Origin of the sequence: Cellulomonas shaoxiangyii, from assembly GCF_004798685.1 — a bacterium.
Lineage (GTDB): Bacteria > Actinomycetota > Actinomycetes > Actinomycetales > Cellulomonadaceae > Cellulomonas > Cellulomonas shaoxiangyii.
In genome coordinates, this window is record NZ_CP039291.1 from 418002 (window position 1) to 439132 (window position 21131).

Below are 21131 nucleotides of genomic sequence, written 5' to 3' on the forward strand. Positions count from 1 at the left end.
CCGTGGGCGCGGCCGCGTCGTCGCTGCGGGGGTCCGCCGCGGTGCGCGTGCTCGTCGCGTCGCGCGTGCGGGCCGGGCGGGCGCGGGTCCGGGCGTCGTGGGCGTTCGTGCTGCAGGCGTCTGTCGCGGCGGGCGTCGCCTACGCGATCGGCCGGTACGTCTTCGGGCACGAGCTGCCGTTCTTCGCGCCCGTCAGCGCGTGGATCGCGCTGGGCTTCTCGCGGGACCGGTCCGTGCGGCGGGTCGCCGAGCTCGCCGCGGGCGTCGCGATCGGCGTCGCCGCGGGGGACCTGGTCGTGCACGTGATCGGCTCCGGGGCCTGGCAGATGGCGCTCGTCCTGTTCCTGTCGGCGCTGCTCGGGCGGTTCCTCGACGCGGGCCCGATGCTGACCACGCAGGCGGGCGTGCAGGCGATCGTCATCGTCGGGCTGCCGTCGATCCCCGGCGCCGGGCCGTTCAGCCGGTGGGTCGACGCACTCATCGGCGGCGGCGTCGCGCTCGCGGTCGCGCTCCTGACGCCCACGGACCCGCGGCGCCACCCGCGCCGCCTCGCGCGCGCCGCGGCGGAGGAGCTCGCGGGGGTGCTGCAGGGCGTGTCCCGGGGGCTGGCGCGCCGGTCGGGCGACGACATCGGCGCGGCGCTGCTGACCGGACGCGCCTCGCAGCCCGCGCTCGACGAGTGGCGGTCCGCGGCGTCGTCGGCCGCGGAGCTGGCCCGGCTCGCGCCCGCCCACCGCCGCCACCGGCCCGAGCTCGAGCGGATGGTCCTCACCGCCGTGCTCCTCGACCGGGCCATGCGCAACGCGCGCGTCCTGGCCAGGCGCGCCCGCCGGACCGTCGCCGACGGCCACGACGCGCCGGCGCTGGCCGACGCCCTCGCCTCGACGGCCGGCGCGGTCGAGGAGCTCGCCGACGCGCTCGGCACCGGTGCGCCGCCGCGGGCCGCCCGCGAGCGGCTGCTCACGGTGGCCGCGTCGCTCGACCCGCACGCGCTCGCGCCCGGGGACTGGCAGGTGCAGTCGCTGGTGCTCCTGCTGCGCTCGCTCGTCGTCGACCTGCTCGAGGCCGCCGACGTCCCGCCGGCGGAGGCGCGCGACGCCCTGCCGGAGCTGTAGCGGTCGGCGCAGTGCGTAGGCTCGCCGCGTGGACATCATCGGCTTCGCGCAGGTGTGGCTCTTCGTGCTCTTCTACCTGGTGATCTTCGGGTTGAGCGCGTGGGCGCTGGTCGACTGCCTCCGCCGTCCCCCGCAGGCCTTCACCACGGCCGGCAAGCGCACGAGGACGTTCTGGACGTGGGTGCTCGTGGCCGCGACCGTCGTCGCCTTCATCTGCATCCCGCCGCCGATCGGAGTCGGGCTGCCGTTCCCGAGCTTCCTCGCGCTCGTCAGTGCCGCCGCCGCGATCGTCTACCTCGTCGACGTGCGTCCGGCCGTCGCGCCGTACACGCGCCGCCGCGGCCCCGGCGGCCCCTCGCGCGGCGGCTGGTGACGGGGACCGTGGCCACGGGGGCAGCACCCGCGCACGTCGGGACGGCCGCCGTGCCGCTCGCGCTCGTGCGGCGCGGGGACCTGGTCGAGTCGGTCCACAGCGGCCACGTCGTCGTGCTCGCGCCGGACGGCACGGTGCGGCTCGCGCTCGGGGACCCCGACGTCGTCGTCTGGCCGCGCTCGTCGCTGAAGCCGCTGCAGGCGGTCGCGATGCTGCGCAGCGGGCTCGACGTCGACGGCGAGCGGCTCGCGCTGGCCTGCGCGTCGCACAACGCTGAGGACGGCCACCTCGACGTCGTCCGGCGGATGCTCGCGGCCGCCGGCCTGACCGAGGACGACCTGCAGAACACCCCCGACTGGCCGCTGCACGCCGAGGCCGCGTACGCGTGGCGCACCGCCGGGCACGGGCCGGCGTCGCTCACGCAGAACTGCTCGGGCAAGCACGCGGCGATGCTCGCGACGTGCCGGGCGGCCGGCTGGGACACGGCGACGTACCGGGACCCCGCGCACCCCCTGCAGCGCGCGGTGGTGCGTGCCGTCGCCGACCTGACGGGCGACGCGCCCGCGCACGTCACCGTCGACGGGTGCGGTGCGCCGGTGCTCTCGACGACGCTGCGCGGGCTCGCGCGGGCGTTCGGTCGCATCGCGGCGGCGGCCGGCACGGGGGACGGCTCGGGCGACGGAGCCGGGCACGGGGCGGCGCCGGAGGCGCGCGTCGGGCGGGCGATGTCCGCGCACCCGTGGCACGTCGGCGGCACGGGCCGGGACGTGACCGCGGTGATGGCGGCCGTGCCGGGCCTGGTCGCCAAGGACGGCGCCGACGGGGTGTACGCGGCCGGGCTGCCGGACGGCGGGGCGGTCGCGCTCAAGGTCGCCGACGGCGGCTCGCGGCCCCGGCCCGCGGTGCTCGCCGCCGCGCTGGCCGTGGCGGGCGTCGACCCCGCGGTGCTGCGCGACCTCGCCGCGACGCCCGTGCTGGGGCACGGCGTGCCCGTCGGCGCGGTCGTCGCGACGTTCGGTCCGGGCGCGGCGGTGGACGGTCGCGCGCCGGGCGGCGGCGCGTGAGGGCGGTCGTCCAGCGCGTCACGCGCGCGGCCGTGCGGGTCGACGGCCGGGTCGTCGGCGAGATCACGCGTCCGGGGCTGGTCGCGCTCGTCGGTGTCACGCCCGGCGACGGGCCGGCGCAGGTCGAGGTCGTGGCGCGCAAGATCGCCGAGCTGCGGATCCTGCGCGACGAGCAGTCGGCCGTCGACGTCGGGGCGCCCGTGCTCGTGGTCAGCCAGTTCACGCTCTACGCGGACGTGCGCAAGGGGCGGCGGCCCACGTGGAACGCCGCCGCGCCCGGGCCGGTCGCGGAGCCGCTCGTCGACGCGGTCGTCGACGCGCTGCGGGCGCGGGGCCTCGAGGTCGCGACGGGGCGGTTCGGTGCCGACATGCAGGTCGAGCTCGTGAACGACGGGCCCGTGACGATCCTCGTGGAGTCGGCGCCCGCGGTCTGACGCCCCGCTCGCCGCGGCGGCCCACGCGGCCGGCGCGGCCGGCGCCGGTGGCCGCGGGTCAGCCGAGTCCCACGACCTCGCCCGCGGCGTTCCGGCCGAGGACCGGCCCCGGCCCCGTCGACAGTCCGGACAGCCCCGGCGGGACCGCGACGGGCGTGCTCGGGCGCCCGTCCGGCAGCGCGAGCCGCAGCAGCCGGACCGCCTGCTCCTCGCCCTCGTCGGCGACCGGGACGTACAGGTCGCGGCCGTCCGTGCCGACGGTCCCGGCGGCGGCCTCGTCGTGCACCGCGTGCAGGTGCTCCCACAGCGGCGCGCCCGTCCGCGCGTCGTAGGTGTGCACGCCGTCCGCGGCGACGGCGTGCACCCGGCCCTGCACGACCAGGGCCGAGTGCACCTCGTCCACGGAGACGGTCCACCGCTGCCGTCCCGTCGCGGTGTCGACCGCGTGCAGGCCGGCGCGCGTCGCCGCGAGGACGAGGCGGCCGCCGCTGCCGTCGTCCACGGGCACGTCCACGGGCGGCCTGGGCAGCAGCACGTTCAGGCGCTGCGTCACCAGGTGCCACTGCTCGCCGTCGGTGACGAGGAGCCGGCCCCGCCCGTCGGCGCCGTCGGTCCAGGCGACGGTCGCGTCGGCGGGCACCCGGGCGCGGCGCACCAGCGTGCCCTCCGCGTCGAGCAGCTCGACCCCATCGACGTCGCGCACGGCCGCCGCACCGTCGACGCGGCGCACCCCCCGGGCGTCGAGACCGAGCAGGGGCCGGCCGGTCGGCGGCTCGCGGCGCCACCGCTCCTCGCCGGTGGTCACGTCGACACCCCGGACGAGGAGGGTGTCGGGCTCCACCGGGTGGCCCAGCACGGCGACCTCGCCCAGCAGCGCGAGCGACGTGGCGGGCGTGCCCGGCCCGGCGTCGGTGGCGTGCTCGGCGACGACGGTGCCGTCCGTCGCGCGCACCACGACGAGCCGCGAGGTCGTGGGGGGCACGTCGTGCGCGAGGACGCCCGCGTCCCGTGACCAGGCGTCGGTGACGAGGCAGACCAGCAGCGCCGGCCGGCCCGTGGTCGCGGCACCGGCGTGGCACGTGGGTTGCGGCGTGCCGAGCGTGTCCACGGCGTCGGCGGGGGCGCTGGTGAGCGGCACGACCCACGCGTCCGCGCCGGTGGCGGGCGCGAGCGCGACGAGCTCGCTGCCGTCGGGGGTCCCGCGGACGCCGGTCAGCGGGTCACCCGTGGGGACGACAGGGCGGGGCAGCCGGTCGAGCGGCAGGCGCCAGACCTCCGTGAGCGCGTCCGGGAGGGGCGCCCGCACGCCCGGCACCGTCCGCAGCTCGGCCAGGGCGGCGCGGTCGCGCGCGTCGGTGACGAGCTGGGCGCCGAGCAGGACGACGGCGAGGGCCGCGCCGGCGACGGCGAAGCGGCGCCGGCGGCGCCGGGCGGGGGCGGGCGACGGCGCGGCGTGCTCCGGGCCCGCGTGCGGGCGCGCGGGGGCCGGGGCGGCCCCGTCGTCCTCGACGAGCTCCACCTCGGTCCGGCCGCGGCGCAGCACCATGCGGGCACGCTACCCAGTCCCGGACGGATGGTGGCACCGGGTCGGTGCGCCCGGTCGGGTGCTCGTCCACATGTTCGTCCACAGCTGTGCGCAGCCGCTCACCAGGCGTGCCGCGGGCCGGACACAGGGGTGTGGACAGCAGCTGTGGACGGCGGGGCGTCGCGGCACGGCGCGCGCCGTGCCGCGACATGGCATCGGTCGTGTACGCGAACGGCACGTCCGTCGCGGTCGGGCGCGACGGCGCGGGTGCGCTGCAGCAGCTCGCCTGGTCCTTCGCGGCGGGGTCTGCGCCGGTGACCGACGCGGTGGTTCGCTCGCAGTCCGGGCGGGTGCTGCGCAACACGCTGACCGACGGTGCAGTGCAGGACGTGTCGTCGTCCTGGTACGACACGACCGGTCGACTGGTCCGGGCCGCGATCCCGCGGCACGTGCTCACGTACGGGTTCGCCGCGTCGGGCGGGTGCGGGGCCAGCCCGGGCGCCGGCCTGAACGGGAACCGGACCTCCTCGACCGACGTCCTCGACGGCGGCGCCCCGACGACGGTGACGTCGTGCTACGACCACGCGGACCGGCTCACCGCCACGACGGTCACGGGTGCGCCGACGGGCGCGAGCCCGGTCGCGGGGCTGAACCTCGGCGGCACGTCGCTCCAGTACGACGCGAGCGGGAACACCACGGTTCTCGCGGACCAGATCCTGACGTACGACGCCCGCAGGCCGACGACACCATCGCCGGTGCCCGGACCGAGTTTGCTGCCGCCACGGCCGCTGACGACTCGCAGGTGGCGTCGTGAGCGACTGGGGCCAGGACGCGTACGGCGACGACGCGCTACGCGTCGACATCGACGACGAGCAGGCAGCCGGCGGTGCTGGCGCGGATGTACCGAGCCTGTACTACGGGTCGGTCGACGAGTTCGTACGCGAGTACCTGCGCAACGTCTACCGCCGCCGCATCGACGGCCGGCACCGCTACTGGGCCGCCGAGTGGTGGCGCTACGACGAAGCCGTCATCCGTCTAGAAGCCCTCTGGCGCGCCTGGGAACACTTACGCCTCGACCCCGGCACCGGGAAGAGCTTGTGGTGGCGTGACCACGCCGACCACCACATGCCGGCGCTCATGGACCCGGACGGACCCTTCGGCGCGGCGGATGCCCCGCACGACTTGTGCAAGAGAGGCGAGCCGCTGCCCTACATGGCGCCTCCGGACGGCTTGTTCGTCGACCTTCGTGCGAAGCTCGCACCATAGGCGCCTGCCGCCCCTCCCGAGGCCCCAGCGCCCACGCATAATCGCGTTCCACTCGGCTGAGCGAGTGATCACGCGCGCGAGCCGGTCACACGGACGTCCCTCCCCTCTAGGGTCATGCGCGACCGTCCGCTGAAGCCCAGCATCATGAGGAACTTTGAACAAGCCGTCCGCACGTCGCCCTACCAGCCTGCGTCGCGGTATGACCGCTCTCCTGGCCACACTCGCGGTCACGCTGACGATCGCGGGCCTCTCCCTTGTGGCAGGCCATCAATTCTTGCCGAGCGCGACGGCCGTCGTCAGCGATACGTCAGTCCTGAGTCTCAGCGCGGCGAGTCATGCGGTCGATGCCAATAGCCCCGCTACCACCTTCACGGTGAGGCGCCACGCAGGCATCTCCTCACCCTATCGATTGAGCGTCTACGACGAGACCGGACGCCGCGTCTACAACTGCAGCCCGAGCACCAGTAGCCTTTGTCGATCCACTCAAGACATCACTTTCACAAGTCGCACACCAAATAACACAGTACGCACATACACCGCGTACATCGCGCAAGATAGCCCCACCACTGGGCCACCGGTCACCGACGTCCGTGCTTCCTCTAGCGTGACGGTCAGCAATCTTGGGTGGACCGGCGCGCTGTCATTGACAGCGGACCGAGCCGATGTGGACGCGAACGGCCCAACCACAACCTTCACCATCACGCGAACGAAGGGCACTCCAGACCCGTATCAATTGAGCGTGTATGACGATACTGGACGAAAGTTGTACAACTGCTCCTCGACGTACGAGCACTGCCGGGCAGATAACCCGATCACTTTCACCGCACGCACGGCGAATAACGCCTCCCGCACATACACGGCCTACGTGGCTCAGGACGCGCCCACGACAGGGCCGCCGGTGCAGGACGTGCGCTCCCCCTCCTCAGTTGAGGTGAGGAATCTCGGCTGGACGGGGACCGTGAGCCTGCGTGCCCACCCCATCGACAACCTCCACATGGGAACCGATGTCCACGCGGACGATCCCGCCACTACATTCACCATCAATCGCACCAAGGGCATTCCGGAACCATACAGACTGAGCGTCTACGACGACACTGGCCGCAAGGTCTATAGCTGCACTCCGACATACGAGCACTGTCGGTCCGACGACCCCATTACCTTCACCGCGCACACCCCGAACAACGCCGAACGCGTTTACACGGCGTACGTCGCTCAAGACGCCCCTAACACTGGCCGACCGGTGAACGACATTCGCTCAACCTCTGCGGCCAAGGTGCGTAACGTCGGCTGGACCGGCTCTGTCATACTCGACTACCTTGGCGACAGCCGGTATCGGGTGAAGTTGAGTAGGGCTCTGGGCGACCCCTACAACGTCAGCATATATGACGAGAAAGGCCGACGCTTTCACACCTGCTACGCGGATTACAACTTCTGTGGAAAGACGGATCCGTACGAGGTTGCCATCGCAACCTCGCCCGAAAACCCGCGCGATCTCACTGCCTATGTAAGCCAAGGCGGCGCGGTGGGCGGATCTGGAGAAGATGTCCGTGCGCACAGTAAAGGTCTGACCAGCCAGGATCCACCGCCTGAGGAAGTAAGTGAGACGGATGGCGGTTTCAACCCCTCGCAGCCATGCACTCAGTTGTGCCATGGCGACCCGATAAACTCCGCTACCGGTGAGTTCTGGGAAGACGTCACAGACCTCTCCGTCGAGGGAGTTGGCCCCTCTCTCTCGTGGACTCGCAGCTATGGCGCCACGCGTGCATCCATTCCAGGATCTCTGGGTTGGGGTTGGACGTCCAACCTAGACATGCGTCTAGAAATCGGGGCTGGGTCTGCAGAGGCGACCCTAGAGAATGCGGATAGCGTCCGGGTGCTGCAGGAGAACGGCAGCTCCATAGTCTTCCGACGGGACTCGAACGGCCATTACACAAGCTCTTCGCAGACGCTTGCGACGCTGACAACGCAAGCCGACGGGTCCTTCCTGCTCAGCCGTCGACAAACGGAGAACTTCCGATTCGACGCTAGCGGTCTCCTGATCGCCGTATTCGACCGCCTAGAGAATCAGCTTGATGTCGGGTACAACAGTGCCGGCCGGGTCGGTCGGATCGGCGATTCGAAAGGTCGATTCATCACCGTTCGTTGGAACGGTGCAAACGTCGCTTCCGTTTCAGATCACTCTGGCAGGACGGTGGTGTACGCGTACAACGCCAACGGCGAGCTCACGAATGTAACCCTTCCCGATGGCTCGACGAAGGTGTACACGTACGACCACTCGCACCGCGTCCTCAGCTTGACCAGCGCAAGCGGAGGCACAACGACGAACGTCTATGACGGCGATGGGCGCATCACACAGCAGACAGATCCTCTCGGACGCGTTCTTACTTTCGCCTACGACATCTCCCCGGTTGATGAGTACAACGAAACAACCATCACCGACTCCACGGGAGCGAGCACCGTCGAGCGGTACAGCAGTGGGCGCCTGATGTCCCAAATCAGAGCCGCGAAGACCACTGAAGAGGCAGTCACTCACTACACCTACGATGCAAGCAATAACGTTGTGTCGATCAGAGACCCGCTCGATCGGCTCACACAGTTCACATACGACCGGCGCGGGAATCGCATCATGGTCACCGATCCGCTTGGGCGAATCTCCACCACGACGTATGACGAGTTCAATAACCCGCTTGTGGCCACGAACGCCGCGGGGGAGTCGACGACCTTCACCTACGACGAGCGGGGGAACCTGCTGTCGATGACCGACCCGACCGGCACGGTGACGACCTTTACGGTCAACCCGGACGGCACGGTTGCGACCGCGACCGACCCGCTCGGCCGGGTCACGACCTACGCCTACGACGCGCGAGGCTTCATTGCGTCGTTCACCGGCCCGGACGGTGCGGTGGTGACCACCGTGCACGACACCCTCGGCCGGGTTACCTCGACCACCGACCCGCGTGGGGCCGCTCCGGGCGCTGACGCTGGCGACTTCACCTCGACGTTCACCTACGACGCCGCCGGGCGCCGGTTGACCGCCACCGACCCGGTGGGCGCGGTCGTAGCGTCGGCATACGACGCGGCCGGTCGCCCGACGAGCGTCACGGACGCGTCCGGTGCGACGACGACGACCGAGTACGACGTCGCCGGTCAGGTCACGGCCGTCGTCGACGCCGAGGGGCAGCGCACGACGTTCACCTACGACGGCGCCGGCCGGGTCACCACGGTCACCGACCCGACGGGGGCGACGACGACCACCACCTACGACGTCCTCGGGCGCGCAACCAAGGTCACCGACGCCCTGGGGCGGATCTCGCGCAACGAGTACGACGCAGCCGGCCGCGTCACCGCGACCGTCAGCCCGTCGGGCGCGCGCACGACGTACACCTACGACGCCGGCGACCAACTGGTGTCGGTGACCGATGCCCTCGGCAAGGTCACCACCACCGCTTACGACCCGGCCGGTCGCCCGGTCACGGTGACCGACGCCGACGGGCGGAAGGTGACTACCAGCTACGACCGTGCCGGCCGACCGGTGAAGGTGCTACGCGCCGACGGCAGCGCCCTGCAATGGGAGTACGACGCCACCGGCAAGGTCACCGCGACCGTCGACGCCTCCGGTGCCCGCACCACCTACACCTACGACACCGCCGGCAGGCGGGCCACGGCCACCGACACCGCGGGGCGGACCACGACGTTCGGGTACGACCGGGCCGGACTGCTGACCACCGTGACCCGGGCCGACGGCGCCGTCACCACTTACGCGTACGACGCGGCTGGTCGTCGCACCGGCACGGACTACTCCGACACCACCCCGGACGTGGCCACCGTCTACGACGTCGCCGGGCGCCCGACGTCGGTCACGGACGGCACCGGCACCACCACCTACGCCTACGACAACCTCGGGCGTGTCCTTGAGGTCGACCGCGGCGCCACTTCGGTCGGGTACGCCTGGGACGTGCTGGGCCGGCTGACCGAGCTGACCTACCCCACCGGAAACACGGTGCAGCGCGAGTACGACGCAGCTGGGCAGCTGACTACCGTCACCGACTGGGCGAACCGCGAATACACCTACACCTATGACGCCGACGGCCTGGTCGAGCAGCTCGCCTACCCCAACGGCGTGACCACCGACTACGACCACGACGCCAACGGTCAGACCCTTGTCGTGACCACCAGCGGCAACGGGACCGACCTGCTCGAGCTCGCCTACGGCTACACCGACGCCGGTCTGCTCGCCGACCAGGCCACCACCCGCTCCCCCCACTCCCGCGCGCCGCCCACCACCCCGGCGACCAGCACCACCTACGCCTGGGACGACCTCGCCCGCATCAGCGAGGTGACCGGGGACGACGCCGGCACGTTCACCTTCGACGCCGCTGGCTCCGTCACCACCCTCGCCGACGGACGCGCCATGGCCTACGACACCGCACGCCAGCTCACCACCCTGGTGACCCCGGCCGCGGCAGCCGGCGACGCTCCCGCCACGACGACGTACACGTACGACGGGCGCGGCAACCGCGCCAACGCCGTCACCGACACGGGCGCGGCCGCCGGCACCGTCGCGCACGCCTACAACCAGGCCAACCAGCTCGCCAGTCTCACCGCAGCCGACGGCATCACCACCACGTACACGTACGCCGCGGACGGGCTACGAGCCAGCGCCACCACCGTCGCCAACACCGAGCAGTACACCTGGGACACCCTCGCCGGTGTCCCGCTGCTACTCACCGACCACGCCCACGCCTACATCTACGGCAACGGCACTACACCCCTCGCACAGGTCGACCTCGCCGATGCCTCCATCGACTACCTCCACACCGACACACTCGGCTCCGTGCGCAGCACCACCGACGCGACCGGTGGCGTCACCTCCGACGCCGACTACGACACCTACGGACGCGCTCAAGACGTCACCAGCGCGCGAAGCTCGGCGGTCACGCGGTTCGGGTACGCCGGGGAGTACACCGACCCCACCGGCTACCTCTACCTGCGCGCCCGCTACTACGACCCCACCACCGCCCAATTCCTTACCCGCGACCCCCTCGAAGCCACCACCGGCAACCCCTACGGCTACACCGACGGGAATCCCCTGCAGTACACCGACCCGTTAGGTTTGTTTTGGGGCGACGTCGACTGGGACATGCTTTGGGGGGACCTTGACACCGCAGCACGTGGTGCGAACCAAGGGATCGCTGATGTCGTCAACCCCTCCCACTGGGCTGACGGATTACAGCAACTTCCCACGGCTATCGAATCCGCATACCGCGAGGGCGGGCTCTTGCTCGCTGTGAACCAGTTCAACCCGGTTTTTCACCTTCTGGTCAACACTTCTCGCGGATGGGAGCTGGGACAGAAGGGCTGCGTTTACGAGTCGGCACGAGCTTTTGCCCATGCATCGTTTGATGCTGCAGGCGCTGTGTCCCTCGCAGCGGGAGGTACCTCTGCAGTTCGGGGGCCAGCGACACCCAAGCCGCCCGTGGTCCCGCCGCGCGCAGCCTCCGTGGCGTTCGACGAGTCAGCACTGTCACACATATTCCGAACGGATCGCGGACACCTCGCCCACGACACCCCCGCTAACCGAGCGCTGATTCAGTCCGCTGTGCGCCCGGGCAATATCTCGACAGTCGTCAACCTGCCCGACGGCGCTACCATCACCACGTACTTGCGCGCGCTACCTGACGGCACTCAAGCGTGGGCGAGGGTTCACAGTTCGAGAGGCATAACGAACGGAGGCCTCAATGAGCGCATCTTACGATGACCGCGGGGAGAATCTCACCGCGCAGGAAGCATTCTTGGCCATGACCGATTTCGTTTGGCAATATGCACGCAGGAACCCTGAATACATGATGACCATCCTCGCTGACATCCAAATTTACCCTAACGGCGAGACTGCTGATCCGGCAGCCTGGACTGATTGGCTTGACAGCGTGGCATGGGTGAAGTCTGGCAAACCGCCGCGAACTGGCTCCTGAAATGGTGCCAACCTGAAGCGCCAGGGCGTCGATCCGTACGGTATGTAACTCGCCGACCGCTCGCGATCGAGTCCGGCGGATGGTTCTAGGCGCGTAGGCGAAGCGTCGGGATGTAGGCCGCCAGACACACCGCCGCCACACTGGCTCGGAAGAGACTGGAGACGACGCCGCCCGTTCGTTCTAACCCGCTTCATGCATCGCCGATAACCGCCGTTACGACATTAGTGCGCTCCTGAGAGCGGACGCCACCCAGGTGTTAGCCGCCGTTCGGCGCAGGCGCCGCTCTGAGGTAGTCGAGCACGCGCTCCCCGAGCTCGGTCGGGACCCAGTGGGCCGACGGTGCGCGGAAGCTATCCGGAAGAGCGCTCCGTGGACGGCGGACGAAAGGTCGCTCCGTAGCGCTTGAGTCGGACCTCGACGGACGAGCCATCTTCGTTCCGCTCCTCCTCATCGGCGGACGTGTCGTGCTCCAGTTCGCCGCTCGAAGTTCACACAGCGAACCACCCAACATGCAGGGCAACAGGCCGCGACAGGGCTCCGATCCCGGTTGACGACCACCATCAGGCACAACAACATCGTGCGCATTGGTCCCGTGACCAAGGGTGGACCGTTCAGGGTGTCGCTAGGCGCGCAGCGAAAGCACTGGCTGAAGCTTCCCGTCTGGCGGCAGAAGGTTCAGCCGATTCACGTGCATGGAACGCTCCAAGGGTGGTGTCACGCACAATCCGAGCAACTCCTCTCGGAGACTTTGGGGTAGGTGGAATGGGTAACTACGCAATGCGGGATCTCATGGCCGAGCTCGCACCAGACATCGAAGGCGTCTCATCGGAGGTGGGAACTCGGGGAGAGGTGGCTTTCCTCCGCGTGTACCGCACCGCTGCTCCCGAACGTTGGGCGGTTGTGAGTACACCAGGAGACAGGTGGTTCTCCCTCGAGATCGACGGGGGTTTTTCCCTCGACCATTTCGAGGAGGAGACGCCTACCGGTGACGCGCGGCGCGTCGTGGGTCTGTATGTGCGTCTCGCGGCAATTTACCTGACTGAAGGAGGAGTGACAGTTGCGGCTCGTGGTGGCCGCCGGACGCGCTCGGTACGTCTCGCGGCGGCGGGTGAGGAATATGTCCTGCGCAGGTCGATCGGTGGTCAGATTCGGAACTTGCTGCGTTTTTGCGACTCGCGAGAGAGAGCCTAGTCGTCGTGCCTTCTCGCCTCGTCTTGCGTGGCTGCGTGGAGGACGCGCAGGCGCAGGCTTACGGGCTGCCGTATCGGTTACCCACCCGGCGAGACCGAAACGTGATACATCAAGGGCTTCGACGTTCGTGCGCTCGTCGGAGCGACCAGGACCATTCGACCGAACCGGCCGGGTGGCACGGCGGGCGACCGGGCCGGGAGGATGACGGGATGCGGGTCGAGGCGGTCGAGGGCGACATCACGCGCGAGCACGTCGACGTGGTGGTGAACGCGGCGAACTCGTCGCTGCTGGGGGGCGGGGGCGTCGACGGCGCGATCCACGCCGCGGCGGGACCGGGCCTGCTGGCCGCGTGCCGGGAGCTGCGGCGCACCACGCTGCCCGGCGGCCTGCCCGTGGGCGACGCCGTCGCGACGCCCGCGTTCGACCTGCCGGCGCGCTGGGTCGTGCACACGGTGGGGCCGAACCGGCACGCCGGCGAGACCGACCCCGCCCTGCTCGCCTCGTGCTTCGAGCGATCGCTCGAGGTCGCCGCCGGGCTCGGTGCGACGAGCGTCGCGTTCCCCGCCGTGGGCGCGGGCGTCTACGGATGGGACGCGGACGAGGTGGCCCGCGTCGCGGTCGGGGCCGTCCGCGCGTGGCCGGACGCCACGGGCACGGGCACGACCACGGGCGCGGCGGCCGGTCGGCGGCGGCCCGCCTGTGTCGAGCTCGTGCGGTTCGTGCTGTTCTCGCCGCGCGTCCACGACGCGTTCGCGCGCGCGCTCGGCGCCTGAGCGGCCCCTCGACCGCTGATCGCCCCCGTCGGCGCCGGAGCCCCGGGTCGGCGCGTGGCCCGCCGGCGGTCCCGTGCCTAGGCTCGCGACCATGGCCGACGTGCTGCCCGCGCTGCCCGAGGACGACCTGACGCGCGTGCTGTGCGTCGTCGCCCACCCCGACGACCTCGAGTACGGCGCGTCGTGCGCCGTCGCGCGGTGGACGGCCCACGGCGTCGACGTCGCGTACCTGCTGCTCACGCACGGCGAGGCCGGGATGGACGCGTCCCCGCCGGCCGAGACGGGCCCGCTGCGCGCACGCGAGCAGGTGGCTGCAGCCGCGGAGGTCGGCGTGCACGAGGTCGAGCTCCTGGACCACCCCGACGGCGTGCTGGAGCCGGGGCTCGCGCTGCGCCGCGACGTCGCGGCGGCCGTCCGCCGGTACCGCCCCGACGCGGTGCTGACGATGACCTGGGAGGCCGAGGTCGGCTGGGGCCTGAACCAGGCGGACCACCGCGCGGCGGGCCTCGCGACGCTGGACGGCGTGCGCGACGCGGGCAACCGGTGGGTCTTCACGGACCTGCTCGACGAGGGCCTGGAGCCCTGGGGCGCCCGCCGCCTGCTCGTGCACGGGCACACGCGCCCCACCCACGCCGTCGACGTGACGGGGGAGCCGCTGCGCCGCGGCGTCGCCTCGCTCCAGGCGCACGCGTCCTACCTCGCGGGCCTGCCGTGGCACCCGGACCCGGCGGAGATGGTGCCGGCCATGGCCGCCGAGGGCGGGCGCGCCGCGGGCGTCGAGCACGCGGTGCTGCTGCGCGCGTACGACCTCTGACCCGGGCGCGCCCGCTCCGGGTCAGTCCGCGGTGGAGTTGAGGCGGTCCAGCTCCTCGGCGGTCAGCTCGAGGTCGGCGGCGAGGACCGAGTCCTGGATCGACGCCGGGCGCGAGGCGCCCGGGATCGGGACGACGACGTCCGCCTGGGCGAGCTCCCACGCGAGCGCGACCTGGTGGGGGCTGACGCCGCGCGCCTGCGCGACCTCGGCGAACGGCGCGAACCGGTCGCCCAGCTCGCCGGCCCGGGCGATGCCGCCGAGCGGGCTCCACGGCAGGAACGCGATGCCGAGCTCGGCGCACAGGTCGAGCTCCGGCTGCGAGGAGCGGAACGCGGGGGAGTACTGGTTCTGCACGGACGCCAGGCGCCCGCCGAGGACCTCCTGCGCGAGGCGGATCTGCTCGGGGTTCGCGTTCGAGACGCCCGCGAGGCGGATCGTGCCGGCGTCGAGCAGGTCGGCGATCGCGCCGACAGACTCCTCGTAGGGCACCTCGGGGTCGGGGCGGTGGAACTGGTAGAGGCCGATCGCCTCGACGCCGAGCCGGCGGGCCGACTCCTGCGCGGCCTGCTTGAGGTACTCGGGCCGGCCGTTCAGCGTCCACGTGCCGTCGCCCGGGCGCAGGTGGCCGCCCTTCGTGGCGACGAGCACCGACGACGCGTCGCCGTGCCACGTGCGCAGCGCCTCGGCGATCAGCTCCTCGTTGTGGCCGACCTCGTCGGCGTGCAGGTGGTACGCGTCCGCGGTGTCGATCAGCGTGACGCCCGCGTCGAGCGCGGCGTGGATGGTGGCGACCGAGCGCTCGCGGTCGGGGCGGCCCTCGATGGACATGGGCATGCCGCCGAGGCCGATCGCGCTCACGGGGACGTCGGCGATGTGTCGTGTCTGCATGCCCCCATCCCACGCCCGGGGCGACCCGAGCGCACGCGGGGGCGCCCGGCCCGGCCTGCCGGGACGCGTGCGGTGCGCCAGGCGCTCCCGGCGCCCGGGCGGGCCGGGTCAGAGGCCGGGGACGTCCAGGCGCAGGACCGAGGCGATGGTCCGGACCACGCCGTTCTCGTCGTTCGACGGCGCGAGGAACCGCGCACCCGCGCGCACGTCGGGGTGCCCGTTGGCCATGGCGAACGACCAGTCCGCCGCCGCGAGCATGCCGACGTCGTTGAGGTAGTCGCCGAACGCCATGGTGTGCTCCGGGCCGACGCCCAGCGCCGCCTGCACGGCCCGCAGCGCGGTGCCCTTGTCCGCCGTGGGGCTCATGACGTCCACCCAGTGCTCGCCCGAGACGAGCACCCGCGCGACGTCGCCGAACGACGCGAGCGCAGGGCCCGCGCCCGCCTCCGCGTCCCCGAAGTCGTGCACCGCGACCTTGAGCACGGTGTCCTGCACCGCCGTGAGGTCGTCGACCGTCTCCAGCAGGGCGTAGTACGGCGTGCACTGCGCGAGGAACGCGTCGTCGGTGCGCTCGACGTACGCGCTGCGCTCGCCGCAGAGCACGACCCCGACGTCGAGCGTCGCCGCGGCCCCGCGCACCCGGCGGACGACGTCGCGCGCCACCGCGAGGTCGAGGCCGTCGACCGCGACCGCCACGCCGTCGCGGACGACGTGCGCGCCGTTCTCCGCGATGTACACGAGGTCGTCGCGGCCCATCGTGCGGCGCAGCGTGGGGTACGCCCGCCCGCTCGCGGGGGCCACCGTGACGCCCCGCGCGAGCAGCGCGTCGAGCAGCGGCCAGAACGTCGGGTGCACCCGCTTGGCGCCGTCGAGCAGCGAGCCGTCCATGTCGAGCGCGATCAGCCGCACGTCCGGGACGTGGTCGAGAACGGGCGGGTCGGCGACGGTCACCGGTCGAGCATGCCTCACCAGTTCCGCCCGCCCGGCGCGCCGCCGCCCGCACCGGGGTCCCGCCCGGTGCCCGGCGCACCGCCGCCGGAGGTGCCGCCCGACGGGCCGTCCGGCGCGCCGTCCCCGCCGGTCCCGTCGTCCGGTCCGGCGCCCCCGCCGGTCGCGTCGTCGGCTCCTGCGCCCCCGCCGTTGGCCTGCTGGTTGCGCTCCGCGACCTGGGCCTGGCGCTCGGCCTCCGCGTCCTGCGGCGCCGGGGCCTGGTCCGCCCCGGTGGGCGCGTCCGCGTCCGCGCCCTCGTCGGGTGCCGGTGCCCCCGGCGTCGGGCCGATCTCCCCGGCGTTCATGGCCCTGCCGACGTTCTGCGCGCGCTCGCTGAGCTCCGCGAGCTGCTCCTGCGCGGCCTGCTGCTCCTGCTCGCGCTCCTCGTCACCGCCACCACCGCCGCCGCCACCGGCACCGGACGACGGCGGGGTCGGGCAGGCCGGGTCCGCGAGCGCCTCGGCCCGCAGCGCGGCGTGGTCGGCGGCCTCCTCGAGCAGGTAGTGCGCCCAGCGCAGCTCCTCGGAGTACACGGGCGGGTCCGCGCCCTCGTACGGCGGCTCGAGGACCTCCTCGTCGTACGGCTCCCCGGCGGCGCGCGCGACCAGCGCGACGCCCACGGCCACGGCCTCCGCGAGCGCATCGTCGGCGGCGGCCTCCATCTCGGTGGTGTACGCCTCGAGGACGGTCGCGCGGTTGGTCTGCACGGCGCAGCGGTGCTCGTCGGGCACGCCGACCAGCGCCTGGTCGAGCGCGTCGAGGGCGGACGACCACAGCCCGGCGCGCGCACGCGCCGTGCCGGCGTTGAAGTCGGCCTTCCACTGCTCGACCGGTACCGCGGACCGCTGCCGGTCGAACACCTCCATGGCCGCCCCGTCGTCGCCGGCGTCCCACGCCGCCCGACCCTGCCCGTAGACCGGGAGCAGCACGAGCATGTGCACGCCGAAGAACAACAACACGGCGGCCGGCAACCAGGTCCAGAACAGCAGGCGCCGGCGGCGCCGGACGTGCGGCGGCTCGGCCGCGCGTGCCGCCCGGCGTGCGGCGCGGCGCCCGGCGGTGGTCCGCAGCCTGGCCCGCGACCTGCGGTCCTGCTCGTCGCGTTCGGCCTTCGCCAGCTCCTTCCGGCGTCGTGCGGCCGCCTGCGCGGCGCGTGCCCGGTCCTTCTCGCGGCTCATGCGGACCGCCGGCGGCTGGACGCCCGGCCCCACGTCCAGGCCTCCGCCGCGAGCAGCAGCGCGGCGAGCAGGGCGAACGGCCAGACGACGTCACGCGTGCCGATCACGTCGGTGCGCCCGTCGGCGGCGATCGCCGCCACGTCGACGTCGGCGACGAGGGACCCCGTCGGCGTGGGTGCGGTGCGGTGGACGTACGGCACGCCGAGCTCCTCGGCGACGGCGCGCAGGCCGTCCTCGTCGATGCGGGACACGGCGTCGCCGCCCGCGGGGTCGGTGATGTAGGGCGGGTCGGGGTCGACCGTGCCGTCGTAGCTGCGCATGCGGCCGCCCTGCGCGGTGCCGTAGCCCAGCACGGCGCCGCCGTCGACGAGCGGCGCCAGCTCGGCGAACGACGCGGCGTCGCCCTCGCCGGTCTGCTCCCCGTCGGACAGGTAGAACACCAGGCGCACCATCGCCGGGTCGCGGCGGGCCGCGTCCTCGAGCGAGCGGCGCAGCACGTCGAGCGGCCGGTCGCGCAGCGTGCCCGTCGAGGAGGCGGTCACCTCCTGCGTGACGGTCTGCGCCCACGACCGCACGGCGTTCACGTCGTCCGTGAGCGGCAGCTGGGAGCCGGCCTCGTCGGCGAAGGCGATGACGGCGAAGGACCCGCCGGACAGGTCGGTGGCGAGCGAGACGACGTCGTGGCGGGCGCCGTCGAGGCGGCGCACGGTCGGCTCGGGCGGCAGGCCGGGCTGCCGCGGCGCGGGCTCGCCCGGGCCCCAGTCCTCGGCCGCCATGGAGCCCGTGCGGTCGACCACGAAGAAGGTCTGCACGCCGGCGCGGGCGCCGCCCGGCTGCGTCGTCGTCACGGCCGGTGTGAGCCCGACGACCGCGACCGCGGCGACGAGCAGCGCACGGCGCCACCACGTCCAGGGCCCCGCGCGGAGCGCGCCGTCGCGCACCGGGCGCGCGCGCCGGTCCTGGCGCACCACGCGCACGCCGAGGGCCTGCACCACGCACAGCACCAGCAGGGGCAGCGCCGTGACCAGCACGACGCCCACCGGGACCACCGCCCGCCACGTCATGCGCGCACCCGCCAGGCCAGGACGACGGCCAGCAGGCCGGCGACGTACAGCAGGGCGACCCACCCGTCGGAGTCGTCCACGACGAGCCGCTCCGGGTCGGCCTCCATCGTGACGAGCTCGGCCGCCTGCACCTGCGCGAGGATCGCGGGCACCGCGCCGGGGTCGGACGCCTGCGCGAACACGCCGCCGGTGTCCTCGACCGCCAGGCGCATGCGGGCGCGCACCCCGCTGCCGCCCGACCCGGCGTCGCGGTCCGGGTACAGGCCGTGCACGACGGCGCCGCGGTCGGCCGCCAGCACCGTCGCCTCCTCGAGGGAGTACACCGGGTCGCCCGACAGCTCGTTGTCGGTCGCGAGCACCACGGACCGCGACCGGTCCGCGTCGAACTGGTCGAACAGCAGCGCGCACGTCGCAAGGCCGTCACCGATGAGCGACGCCTGCATCTCCAGCCCTTCCGTGCCGCCGCGGAAGAAGTCCTCCACGTCGTCGGGCGCGTCCCCCTCCAGGACGTCGCGCGCCGTGCGCAGCTGCTCGCGCACCAGGTCGTAGTCGTCGGTGAGCGGGAAGACGGTCCGCGAGGTCGAGTTGAACAGCGACAGCGCGACGCGCTCGCCCTCGAACTCCTCGACCAGGCGCCCGAACGCGGCGACGACGGCCGCGTCGTACTCGATCATCGAGCCGGACACGTCGAGGCACAGGACGATGTCGCGGTTCGCCAGGTCGCGGGTGCGCTCCTCGACGGCGACCGGGCGCGCGACGAGCACGGCCGCCGCGAGGGCGGCGGCGCCGACGGCGAGCACGAGGCCCGCGCGCAGCGCGTGGTAGCGCACGCGCCAGGCCCGCATCGCCGGCACGTGGCGCAGCTCGGCGGTGTTCGCGACCCACGTCGTCGTGGCACCCCGCCGCCGCCACAGCAGGCCCGCGGCGAGGGCGGCGACGGCCAGCGCCACGAGCGCCGGCACCGCCCACGGCGTGGTCAGGGTCGTGCCCGCGCCCAGCGGGACGGCGGCGGTCACCACCTCGTCACCACCCGGCGCGCCTCCGCGAGCGACGTCCGCACCGACGTACGGCTGTGCGCCGCGAAGGACGGCTTCGCGTACCGCTCGAGCAGGCCGGCGAGGCGCCGCACCCGCCTGTCCTCGCGCGCCAGGCCCGCGGTGAGGGACGCGGTGCGCACGCCCGTGCGGGCCGCCGCGAACTCCCGCACGACGAACTGCAGCTCGAGGTGCACACCGCGCTCGTCCAGCTCGCCGGCGCCGTGCCGGCCCTCGATCGTCGCGATCCGGTCCAGCGCGACGCCCCGCGCGGCGGCGTACGGGTCCCCGCCGCCACGCCGGTGCCGGGGGGCCGACCCCTCGGCCGCGGCGGGCGCGGCCGGCGCCGGTGCGTCCGCGGGTGGGCGCGTCGAGCGCAGGACCCACCAGAACCACCCGCCGACCACGGCCACGAGCAGCAGGCCGACCAGCGGCCACCACCCGTGGTACGCCATCGGCTCGACCAGCTCACCGCCGGGCACGTCGCGCCCTCCCCAGCAGCGCCGCCATCTCGTCCAGCACGTCGTGCGTCGACTCGACCGTGACGGCCTCGACGCCGACGCGCCGCAGCCGCGCCCGCACGGCCAGGTGCCGCTCCGCGCGCGCCTGCGCGACCGCCTGCTGCACGCCGCGGCGCCCGCGCAGGTACGCGGGCAGCGTCCAGCCGGACACGATGTCGCGCACCGCGCGGACGGGTCCGGTCACCGCGACCGGGCGGCCGCGCTCGCGGGCGTCGGACGCCCCCGCGAGCGTCGCGGGCGCGGGGCCGAGGTCCGCCCCGAACAGGTCCGCGTCGGCGACCTGCACGACCATCACCTCGTGCCGCGTCCGCACGCGCGCGAGGGCCCGCGCGTCGGCCTCGGTCGGCCGCGCCTCGTCCGTGACGACGACGACGAGCGAGCGGCGGGCCGTGCGGCGCAGCACGCGGTCGAGCAGGCGCGCGAGGTCGCCGTCGCCGGCACCGGGGTCGAACGTCCGCTCGACCCGCCGCAGCAGCACCTCGAGGTGCGTCGACCCGGCGCGCGGCGGCAGCTCCAGGACCCGGCTCGCATCGCCCGCGACGACGCCGACGCGGTCGCCCCGCCGGTGCGACAGGTGCGCGACGACGTCCGCGACGAGCAGGGCGACGACGTCCTTGCGCTCCCCGCCCGCGGACGTGGCGCACATGTGCCGGCCGGTGTCGACGACGAGGACCACCGACAGGTTCGACGTCGCGACGTACCGCTTGACCACGGGCTGCGCCGACCGTGCCGACGCCCGCCAGTCGATGTCGCCCACGTCGTCACCGGGCGTGTAGAGGTGCAGGTCGTCGACCTCGTCGCCGTGGCCCTTCCACACCGCGCGGTGGCGCCCCTCGAGCAGCCCCGTGGCGCGGCGCACCGTGGGCAGGTCGAGGCGGGCGCGCACGAGCGCGAGACGGGACCGGTGGGGCATGGGTCAGCGCACCGGC

The 21131-nt window shown here is 73.0% G+C and carries 17 protein-coding genes; 9 read left to right on the plus strand and 8 right to left on the minus strand.

Features of this window, described 5'->3' with window-relative positions; all coding sequences use genetic code 11:
- The first annotated feature begins 2 nt into the window (after nucleotides 1–2).
- Genes E5225_RS01945 through dtd form a run of 4 tightly spaced genes read left to right on the plus strand, consistent with a single transcriptional unit; the run spans nucleotide 3 to nucleotide 2986 of the window.
- The gene (locus tag E5225_RS01945; protein ID WP_243738209.1) at nucleotides 3–1115 is read left to right on the plus strand and encodes an FUSC family protein; all 1113 of its coding nucleotides are present in this window, start codon (nucleotides 3–5) and stop codon (nucleotides 1113–1115) included.
- Nucleotides 1116–1143: 28 nt separating this feature from the next.
- Nucleotides 1144–1488, plus strand: coding sequence for a DUF2516 family protein (locus E5225_RS01950; protein WP_135973390.1), 345 nt, complete (start codon nucleotides 1144–1146; stop codon nucleotides 1486–1488).
- 8 nt (nucleotides 1489–1496) lie between these two features.
- On the plus strand, nucleotides 1497–2552 hold the full coding sequence (locus E5225_RS01955; RefSeq protein ID WP_135973389.1) for an asparaginase: 1056 nt from the start codon (nucleotides 1497–1499) through the stop codon (nucleotides 2550–2552).
- Nucleotides 2549–2986 carry a D-aminoacyl-tRNA deacylase gene (gene dtd / locus E5225_RS01960; protein WP_135973388.1) on the plus strand — a complete coding sequence of 146 codons (438 nt, stop codon included), beginning with the start codon at nucleotides 2549–2551 and terminating at the stop codon, nucleotides 2984–2986. The genes E5225_RS01955 and dtd overlap by 4 nt, the downstream gene beginning before the upstream one ends.
- 58 nt (nucleotides 2987–3044) lie before the next feature.
- Here the strand turns inward: dtd and E5225_RS01965 are convergent, their stop codons facing one another.
- Nucleotides 3045–4532 carry an outer membrane protein assembly factor BamB family protein gene (locus E5225_RS01965; RefSeq protein WP_136225275.1) on the minus strand — a complete coding sequence of 496 codons (1488 nt, stop codon included), beginning with the start codon at nucleotides 4530–4532 and terminating at the stop codon, nucleotides 3045–3047.
- A 789-nt stretch (nucleotides 4533–5321) separates the two neighbouring features.
- Here E5225_RS01965 and E5225_RS01970 point away from each other — a divergent pair.
- From E5225_RS01970 to E5225_RS01990, 5 genes are all read left to right on the plus strand, one after another.
- On the plus strand, nucleotides 5322–5777 hold the full coding sequence (locus E5225_RS01970) for a DUF4913 domain-containing protein (protein WP_135974069.1): 456 nt from the start codon (nucleotides 5322–5324) through the stop codon (nucleotides 5775–5777).
- Nucleotides 5778–6441: 664 nt separating this feature from the next.
- On the plus strand, nucleotides 6442–11535 hold the full coding sequence (locus tag E5225_RS01975) for an RHS repeat-associated core domain-containing protein (protein ID WP_167306012.1): 5094 nt from the start codon (nucleotides 6442–6444) through the stop codon (nucleotides 11533–11535).
- Nucleotides 11516–11749, plus strand: a complete 234-nt coding sequence (locus tag E5225_RS01980; protein ID WP_135974067.1) for a hypothetical protein — start codon at nucleotides 11516–11518, stop codon at nucleotides 11747–11749. The genes E5225_RS01975 and E5225_RS01980 overlap by 20 nt, the downstream gene beginning before the upstream one ends.
- A 1400-nt stretch (nucleotides 11750–13149) precedes the next feature.
- On the plus strand, nucleotides 13150–13713 hold the full coding sequence (locus E5225_RS01985) for an O-acetyl-ADP-ribose deacetylase (protein ID WP_135974066.1): 564 nt from the start codon (nucleotides 13150–13152) through the stop codon (nucleotides 13711–13713).
- A 91-nt stretch (nucleotides 13714–13804) separates the two neighbouring features.
- Nucleotides 13805–14527 (plus strand): PIG-L deacetylase family protein, encoded by a 723-nt coding sequence (locus tag E5225_RS01990; protein WP_135974065.1) that lies wholly within the window; start codon nucleotides 13805–13807, stop codon nucleotides 14525–14527.
- Between the two features lie 21 nt (nucleotides 14528–14548).
- On the opposite strand, the gene E5225_RS01995 is transcribed toward E5225_RS01990, so the two are convergent.
- From E5225_RS01995 to E5225_RS02025, 7 genes are all read right to left on the minus strand, one after another.
- The gene (locus E5225_RS01995; protein ID WP_135974064.1) at nucleotides 14549–15415 is read right to left on the minus strand and encodes an aldo/keto reductase; all 867 of its coding nucleotides are present in this window, start codon (nucleotides 15413–15415) and stop codon (nucleotides 14549–14551) included.
- 108 nt (nucleotides 15416–15523) lie between these two features.
- The gene (locus E5225_RS02000; RefSeq protein ID WP_341765674.1) at nucleotides 15524–16366 is read right to left on the minus strand and encodes a Cof-type HAD-IIB family hydrolase; all 843 of its coding nucleotides are present in this window, start codon (nucleotides 16364–16366) and stop codon (nucleotides 15524–15526) included.
- 14 nt (nucleotides 16367–16380) lie between these two features.
- Nucleotides 16381–17583 carry a hypothetical protein gene (locus E5225_RS02005; RefSeq protein ID WP_135974063.1) on the minus strand — a complete coding sequence of 401 codons (1203 nt, stop codon included), beginning with the start codon at nucleotides 17581–17583 and terminating at the stop codon, nucleotides 16381–16383.
- A complete protein-coding gene (locus E5225_RS02010) occupies nucleotides 17580–18647 on the minus strand; it encodes a vWA domain-containing protein (RefSeq protein WP_135974062.1) in 1068 nt (355 codons plus the stop codon). Before E5225_RS02010 ends, E5225_RS02005 begins: the two co-directional genes overlap by 4 nt.
- On the minus strand, nucleotides 18644–19663 hold the full coding sequence (locus tag E5225_RS02015) for a vWA domain-containing protein (RefSeq protein WP_135974061.1): 1020 nt from the start codon (nucleotides 19661–19663) through the stop codon (nucleotides 18644–18646). Before E5225_RS02015 ends, E5225_RS02010 begins: the two co-directional genes overlap by 4 nt.
- Complete coding sequence (locus tag E5225_RS02020) at nucleotides 19660–20163, minus strand: hypothetical protein (protein ID WP_135974060.1); 504 nt, start codon at nucleotides 20161–20163, stop codon at nucleotides 19660–19662. The genes E5225_RS02015 and E5225_RS02020 overlap by 4 nt, the downstream gene beginning before the upstream one ends.
- Nucleotides 20150–21115, minus strand: a complete 966-nt coding sequence (locus tag E5225_RS02025) for a DUF58 domain-containing protein (RefSeq protein ID WP_135974059.1) — start codon at nucleotides 21113–21115, stop codon at nucleotides 20150–20152. The genes E5225_RS02020 and E5225_RS02025 overlap by 14 nt, the downstream gene beginning before the upstream one ends.
- Nucleotides 21116–21131: the final 16 nt, after the last annotated feature.

What these genes read in the sequence shown, in the direction of transcription:
- E5225_RS01965 (WP_136225275.1), bottom strand. Translation starts at nt 4,532, where the DNA reads ATGGTGCTGCGCCGCGGCCGGACCGAGGTGGAGCTCGTCGAGGACGAC.
- E5225_RS02025 (WP_135974059.1), bottom strand. Translation starts at nt 21,115, where the DNA reads ATGCCCCACCGGTCCCGTCTCGCGCTCGTGCGCGCCCGCCTCGACCTG.
- E5225_RS02010 (WP_135974062.1), bottom strand. Translation starts at nt 18,647, where the DNA reads ATGACGTGGCGGGCGGTGGTCCCGGTGGGCGTCGTGCTGGTCACGGCG.
- E5225_RS02005 (WP_135974063.1), bottom strand. Translation starts at nt 17,583, where the DNA reads ATGAGCCGCGAGAAGGACCGGGCACGCGCCGCGCAGGCGGCCGCACGA.
- E5225_RS01995 (WP_135974064.1), bottom strand. Translation starts at nt 15,415, where the DNA reads ATGCAGACACGACACATCGCCGACGTCCCCGTGAGCGCGATCGGCCTC.
- E5225_RS01985 (WP_135974066.1), top strand. Translation starts at nt 13,150, where the DNA reads ATGCGGGTCGAGGCGGTCGAGGGCGACATCACGCGCGAGCACGTCGAC.
- E5225_RS01980 (WP_135974067.1), top strand. Translation starts at nt 11,516, where the DNA reads ATGAGCGCATCTTACGATGACCGCGGGGAGAATCTCACCGCGCAGGAA.
- E5225_RS01990 (WP_135974065.1), top strand. Translation starts at nt 13,805, where the DNA reads ATGGCCGACGTGCTGCCCGCGCTGCCCGAGGACGACCTGACGCGCGTG.